Origin of the sequence: Streptomyces sp. NPDC047079, assembly GCF_040643755.1 — a bacterium.
In the GTDB taxonomy this organism is placed as follows: domain Bacteria; phylum Actinomycetota; class Actinomycetes; order Streptomycetales; family Streptomycetaceae; genus Streptomyces.
The window spans coordinates 24,728-31,291 of the sequence record NZ_JBEYUZ010000041.1; the positions used below are offsets into that span (position 1 = coordinate 24,728).

A 6,564-nucleotide genomic window follows, 5' to 3' on the forward strand; every position below is an offset into this window, starting at 1 on the left:
ACTGGCTCTGCCGCACGTTCTCCTGCGGTGTCTCCCGGTGTACCCGTGTGGGTCCGGGTATGTCTTGCAATGCCCCCACATTCCCTGAGCCAAGGACCGTGATCGACGTGAAGGTCGGCATCCCCCGCGAGGTCAAGAACAACGAGTTCCGGGTGGCCATCACCCCCGCCGGCGTGCACGAGCTGGTGCGCAACGGCCACCAGGTCGTCGTCGAGCGGAACGCCGGTGTCGGCTCCTCGATCCCGGACGACGAGTACATCGCCGCCGGCGCGCAGATCCTCCAGACCGCCGACGAGGTCTGGGCCGCCGCCGACCTGCTGCTGAAGGTCAAGGAGCCCATCGCGGAGGAGTACCACCGCCTCCGCAAGGACCAGATCCTCTTCACCTATCTGCACCTGGCCGCCGCCAAGGAGTGCACGGACGCCCTCCTGGAGTCCGGCACCACGGCCATCGCGTACGAGACGGTCGAGCTGCCGAACCGCGCCCTGCCGCTGCTCGCTCCGATGTCCGAGGTCGCGGGCCGGCTGGCCCCGCAGGTCGGCGCCTACCACCTGATGGCCGCGAACGGCGGTCGCGGTGTGCTGCCCGGGGGTGTCCCGGGTGTGCCGGCCGGCAAGGCCGTCATCATCGGCGGCGGCGTCTCCGGCTGGAACGCCGCGCAGATCGCCATCGGCCTCGGCTTCCACGTGACCCTGCTCGACCGGGACATCAACAAGCTGAAGGAGGCCGACAAGATCTTCGGCACGAAGATCCAGACCGTCGTCTCCAACGCCTTCGAGCTGGAGAAGGCCTGCCTCGACGCCGACCTCGTCATCGGTGCCGTCCTCATCCCGGGCGCCAAGGCCCCGAAGCTGGTCACCAACGAGCTGGTGTCCCGGATGAAGCCCGGAAGTGTCCTTGTCGACATTGCGATCGACCAGGGCGGCTGCTTCGAGGACTCCCATCCGACCACGCACGCCGAGCCGACCTTCCGGGTTCACGAGTCGGTCTTCTACTGCGTCGCCAACATGCCCGGCGCGGTCCCCAACACCTCCACCTACGCGCTGACCAACGCCACGCTGCCCTACATCGTGGAGCTGGCCAACCGCGGCTGGGTCGAGGCGCTGCGCCGTGACGCCGCGCTGGCCAAGGGCCTCAACACCCATGACGGCAAGGTCGTTTACAAGGAGGTCGCCGAGGCGCACGGCCTCGAGCACGTGGAGCTGACCTCACTGCTCGACTAGCCGAGCGCCCGCCCGGGTTCGATTTTCCGGGCGCCCCAAGGCGATCGGTCAAGACACACCGTCAACACCGCTCACCCGGCCGGACCTTGCCCGACAAGGTCCGGCCGGGTGTGTGTATGGTCACTTTGCGACACTCGTTCAACTCGCCTCGAACGTAACTCTTCAACCGTTTCGCACACTGGTGAAACCTGGCGAACGGTGCCCGGACACCCTTGACAGCGGGATGTTTCATTGCCGACACATCGGGCCGGGTCCGGCGGATTGTGTTGCTGCGGACCGCCGACACGCCATAGAGTCGCCAACCGTCGGCATGGTGCCACGCTGACCTATCTAGAAGTTTCCTGGTCACCAAGGAGGTAAGACGACTTGTGAATGAGTCGACATTTACTCCCGGGGGTGGTCAACCAGGAACGCCTGTGCGGGGCACGGGCCCCACGGGGCTCGAGGCTGTCGGCTCCGTCGCTGTCCGTACCTTCGCAGCCCACCAGAGCCAGAGCCCCCACCTGGCTCAGACAGCACCCCAGAGCATGGATGGCCCACACGTGAACGCCATGGCCGGCGGCCCGAGCGGCGAGGTCCACAACCACTTCGCCGACTACGACGAACTGCCCGACGGGCACTTCTACGACCCCGACGCCGAATACGAGCCCGACCCCGAGTACGCGGCCACGCTCGCGCCCGACGCGGCCCGACAGCGCCGCGAGCGCATCGGCCCGACCGGTCGCCCGCTGCCGTACTTCCCGATCCCCGGCCCGCTGACCGACCACGGTCCCGCGAAGATCATCGCGATGTGCAACCAGAAGGGCGGCGTAGGCAAGACCACGTCGACCATCAACCTGGGTGCCGCGCTCGCGGAGTACGGGCGCCGGGTGCTGCTCGTCGACTTCGACCCACAGGGCGCGCTGTCCGTGGGCCTCGGCGTCAACCCCATGGAGCTCGACCTCACCGTCTACAACCTGCTCATGGAGCGGGGCATGTCCGCGGACGAGGTCCTGCTGAAGACCGCCGTCCCGAACATGGACCTGCTGCCGAGCAACATCGACCTGTCGGCGGCCGAGGTCCAGTTGGTGTCGGAGGTCGCGCGCGAGTCGACGCTCCAGCGGGCCCTGAAGCCCCTGATGGCCGACTACGACTACATCGTGATCGACTGTCAGCCCTCGCTCGGCCTGCTCACCGTCAACGCGCTCACCGCCGCGCACAAGGTGATCGTGCCGCTCGAGTGCGAGTTCTTCGCGCTGCGCGGTGTCGCCCTTCTCACCGAGACCATCGAGAAGGTCCAGGAGCGTCTCAACCCCGAGCTGGAGCTCGACGGCATCCTCGCCACGATGTACGACTCCCGGACCGTGCACAGCCGTGAGGTCCTCGCCCGGGTCGTCGAGGCGTTCGACGACCACGTGTACCACACCGTGATCGGCCGGACCGTGCGCTTCCCGGAGACCACGGTCGCCGGTGAGCCGATCACCACCTACGCCTCCAACTCCGTCGGTGCCGCCGCCTATCGCCAGCTCGCCAGGGAGGTGCTCGCCCGGTGTCACGCCGAGTGAGTCTGCCGGGGGCCGACGAACTGTTCCGTACCACCGGGGGAATGGGGCTCCAGGCCTCCACCCCCAGGCGCCAGGCCAACGGCGAGGCCCGGGTGCCGGCTCCCGCGGGCGAGAGCGACGCGACGGCCGCGGCGGAGGACGCGCCGCTGTCGGTGCCCGTGCAGGGCGGCGACGGGGAGGGCGACGAGCACGTCGCGGCGGACGTCGCGGACTCGGAGGCCGGGGAGTCGCGCTCGCGCTCGGCGACCGCCGAGCGGTCCGCGCGGCGGCAGACCGCGCAGGAAGGTTCTGCCGGTGCGGCAGCGGCCCAGCCGCGCAAGCGGGGGCGTGCGGCCGGGCGGCGGCCCAGCGGACGGGAACGGCACGACGAGAAGATCACCGTGTATGTGTCCGCGGAGGAGCTGATGGACCTCGAGCACGCGCGACTCGTGCTCCGGGGCGAGCACGGGCTCGCGGTGGACCGCGGCCGGATCGTGCGGGAGGCGGTCGCCGTGGTGCTGGCCGATCTGGAGTCCCGAGGGGACGCGAGCATCCTCGTACGTCGGCTGCGGGGGCGGTAGGCGGGTAGCCTGCGACGGCTATGACCTCGTACGACGGCTCCGCTCCCGCTCCCGGTTCCTCCGGCTCAGGCGGCCGTCGGCGTGCACTGGGGCGAGGACCGGGCACTTCCCTGCCCGAGCGGCCCGGACCCCCCGCGCACGACGCGGACGCGCGGTCTGTGGACGCCGGCGAGTCCGAGAACGCGGCACCCGCAGTCGCCGGCGAGTCCGAGAACGCGCCACCCGCAGTCGCCGGCGAGTCCGAGAGGGGCCGGGAGGCCGTCGAAGCAGCGACCGGACCGGTGACCGCCTCCCGGGAGGACGACGCCGCGCGTGGCGGGCCGACCGAACACGAGAGCGCGAACGGCCCAGGGGCCGCCGAGACCACCGTGAGCCCCGACGGCCCCGAGCCGGGCCCGGATCCGGCCGGGGAGCCCTCCGACCCGGCCGAGGGGCCCGAGACGGGCCTCGGCCTCCCGGCCCGGCCGTCCGGCGGCGTCGCGCTCTCCGTCGCCGTGACAGGGCCCTCCTCGAACGCCCCGGCCGACGCGCCGGGCCGGGGAGCCGCCGCCGAGGCGGAGCCCTTTCCGGGCCCGGTGGCTGTGGCCGGGCCGGAAACCGCCGACGGTGTCTTCAAGGTGCGGCTGGCCAACTTCGAGGGGCCCTTCGACCTTCTCCTCCAGCTGATCTCCAAGCACAAGCTCGACGTCACCGAGGTCGCGCTGTCCAAGGTCACCGACGAGTTCATGGCGCACATCCGGGCCATGGGGCCGGACTGGGACCTCGATCAGACGACCGAGTTCCTCGTCGTCGCCGCGACCCTGCTCCATCTCAAGGCGGCACGGCTGCTGCCCACCGCCGAGGTCGAGGACGAGGCGGATCTCGCACTGCTCGAAGCCCGGGACCTGCTGTTCGCACGGCTCCTGCAGTACCGCGCCTACAAGCAGATCGCCGAGATCTTCAACGGGCGCACCGAGGAGGAGGCGCGGCGGTATCCCCGTACCGTCGGCCTCGAACCCCACCACGCCGAGCTGCTGCCCGAAGTGGTCATCAGCATCGGGCCCGAGGGGTTCGCCAAGCTCGCGGTCAAGGCGATGCAGCCCAGGCCCAAGCCCCAGGTGTACGTCGACCACATCCACGCCCCGCTCGTCAGTGTGCAGGAGCAGGCCGGGATCGTCGTGGCGCGCCTTCGGGAGCTCGGAGAGGTCAGCTTCCGCGTGCTCGTGGAGGACACCGACGACACCCTGACGGTCGTCGCGCGCTTCCTCGCGCTGCTGGAGCTGTACCGGGAGAAGGCCGTGGCGCTGGAGCAGGAGACCGCCCTCGGTGAGCTGGTGGTGCGCTGGACCGGCGGGGACGGGGACGAGACACCGGTGGTCACGGACGAGTTCGACCGGCCGCCCGAGGAGCCCGAAGAGGAGAAGAAGGCGTGAGCGAGGAGACCGCGGAGACCCCGTCAGGCCTGAGCACGGTGGCCGGACTCGATCTCAAGCCCGCCCTGGAGGCCGTCCTCATGGTCGTGGACGAGCCCGCCACCGAGGAACACCTGGCGAAGATCCTGGAGCGGCCCCGGCGGCAGATCGCCGACGCCCTGCGGGAGCTCGCCGACGAGTACACCGTGCAGGGCCGAGGGTTCGAGCTGCGGTTCGTGGCGGGCGGCTGGCGCTTCTACACCCGGGCCGCCTACGCGCCCGCCGTGGAGCGCTTCGTGCTCGACGGCCAGCAGGCCCGGCTCACCCAGGCCGCGCTGGAGACGCTGGCGGTGGTCGCGTACCGCCAGCCGGTCAGCCGCAGCCGCGTCTCCGCGGTCCGCGGAGTCAACTGCGACGGCGTGATGCGCACCCTCCTCCAGCGCGGTCTGGTCGAGGAGGCGGGCACGGAACCCGAAACAGGTGCGATCCTGTACAGGACGACGAACTACTTCCTGGAGCGGATGGGCCTGCGCGGCCTGGACGAGCTTCCGGAGCTCGCGCCCTTCCTCCCGGAGGCGGAGGCGATCGAGGCCGAGACCCAGGAGGGCGCTTTGTCGTTCGACCCGGATGCTCCGGACGCACACGACGATCACACGACGAACACGACGACGACGGAACTTTGATGCGAAGCAGCGGCAGCGGCAGGAACGGCGGGCGCGGCAACCAGCGCGCGGCCGGCAACAACAGGGACGAGAAGCAGGGTCAGGGCCGTCCCCGCAAGCCCCGCCCGGAGGAGCGCCGCTACGACGTGGGCCCCGGCGCCTCCCAGGGCGGCCCCAAGGCCGGGCGCGGCGGCGCCGCGCGCGGCGGTGCCAAGGGCGGCCCCAGGCAGTCCGAGCAGCGTGGTGGCGGCCGCACGGCGCCCGCGCGCTCGCGTGAGTACGAGGCACGCGCCGAGGAGCGCAACCGCGAGCGGTACGCGGGCAAGAAGGACGTGAAGCTGCCGAAGACCTTCCCCGGCGCCGAGCAGGAGGGCGAGCGGCTTCAGAAGGTTCTCGCGCGCGCCGGCTACGGCTCCCGGCGGGCCTGCGAGGAGCTGATCGAGCAGGCCCGGGTCGAGGTCAACGGCGAGATCGTCACCGAGCAGGGGATGCGGGTCGACCCCGAGAAGGACGAGATCAGGGTCGACGGGCTGACCGTGGCCACGCAGTCGTACCAGTTCTTCTCGCTCAACAAGCCGGCCGGTGTCGTCTCCACCATGGAGGACCCGGAGGGGCGCCAGTGCCTCGGGGACTACGTCACCAACCGCGAGACCAGGCTCTTCCACGTCGGCCGGCTGGACACCGAGACCGAGGGCGTCATCCTGCTCACCAACCACGGTGAGCTGGCCCACCGGCTGACCCACCCCAAGTACGGCGTCAAGAAGACCTACCTGGCGCACATCGTGGGCCCGATCCCGCGGGACCTTGGCAAGCGCCTGAAGGACGGCATCCAGCTGGAGGACGGGTACGCGCGCGCCGACCACTTCCGGGTGGTGGAGCAGACCGGGAAGAACTACCTCGTGGAGGTGACCCTGCACGAGGGCCGGAAGCACATCGTGCGCCGCATGCTCGCGGAGGCCGGCTTCCCCGTCGACAAGCTCGTGCGCACCGCCTTCGGGCCGATCACCCTCGGCGACCAGAAGTCGGGCTGGCTGCGCCGTCTGTCGAACACCGAGGTCGGCATGCTGATGAAGGAAGTCGACCTCTAGAGCCAACGCCGTTCAGTTAAGGCGGGGCTGTGGGTGTCAAGGGCTGTTCGTAAGCATGGCGATGCTGATGGTGGCTCTGTAGGTGGTGCGGTCGAT

At 70.4% G+C, this 6,564-nt stretch carries 6 protein-coding genes; all 6 read left to right on the forward strand.

All coding sequences use genetic code 11. From position 1 onward, the window contains the following. Positions 1 to 98: 98 nt before the first annotated feature. The 6 genes from ald (at position 99) to ABZ823_RS29195 (ending at position 6,468) form a co-directional block, all read left to right on the forward strand. Entirely contained in the window at positions 99 to 1,223 is a 1,125-nt protein-coding gene (gene ald / locus ABZ823_RS29170) for an alanine dehydrogenase (RefSeq protein WP_361665839.1), read from the forward strand. Between the two features lie 368 nt (positions 1,224 to 1,591). Further along, positions 1,592 to 2,767 (forward strand): ParA family protein, encoded by a 1,176-nt coding sequence (locus ABZ823_RS29175; RefSeq protein WP_361665840.1) that lies wholly within the window; start codon positions 1,592 to 1,594, stop codon positions 2,765 to 2,767. Further along, complete coding sequence (locus ABZ823_RS29180; protein ID WP_361665841.1) at positions 2,752 to 3,327, forward strand: hypothetical protein; 576 nt, start codon at positions 2,752 to 2,754, stop codon at positions 3,325 to 3,327. The genes ABZ823_RS29175 and ABZ823_RS29180 overlap by 16 nt, the downstream gene beginning before the upstream one ends. Positions 3,328 to 3,347: 20 nt before the next feature. After that, the gene (locus ABZ823_RS29185; protein WP_361665842.1) at positions 3,348 to 4,739 is read left to right on the forward strand and encodes a segregation/condensation protein A; all 1,392 of its coding nucleotides are present in this window, start codon (positions 3,348 to 3,350) and stop codon (positions 4,737 to 4,739) included. Further along, the gene (gene scpB, locus ABZ823_RS29190) at positions 4,736 to 5,401 is read left to right on the forward strand and encodes an SMC-Scp complex subunit ScpB (RefSeq protein WP_361665843.1); all 666 of its coding nucleotides are present in this window, start codon (positions 4,736 to 4,738) and stop codon (positions 5,399 to 5,401) included. The genes ABZ823_RS29185 and scpB overlap by 4 nt, the downstream gene beginning before the upstream one ends. After that, positions 5,401 to 6,468: a pseudouridine synthase gene (locus tag ABZ823_RS29195; RefSeq protein ID WP_361665844.1), complete on the forward strand. Its 1,068-nt coding sequence runs from the start codon at positions 5,401 to 5,403 to the stop codon at positions 6,466 to 6,468. Before scpB ends, ABZ823_RS29195 begins: the two co-directional genes overlap by 1 nt. Positions 6,469 to 6,564 lie beyond the last annotated feature (96 nt).

Coding starts and splice junctions, on each gene's coding strand:
- ABZ823_RS29185 (WP_361665842.1), top strand. CDS start 3,348: ATGACCTCGTACGACGGCTCCGCTCCCGCTCCCGGTTCCTCCGGCTCA.
- ABZ823_RS29195 (WP_361665844.1), top strand. CDS start 5,401: ATGCGAAGCAGCGGCAGCGGCAGGAACGGCGGGCGCGGCAACCAGCGC.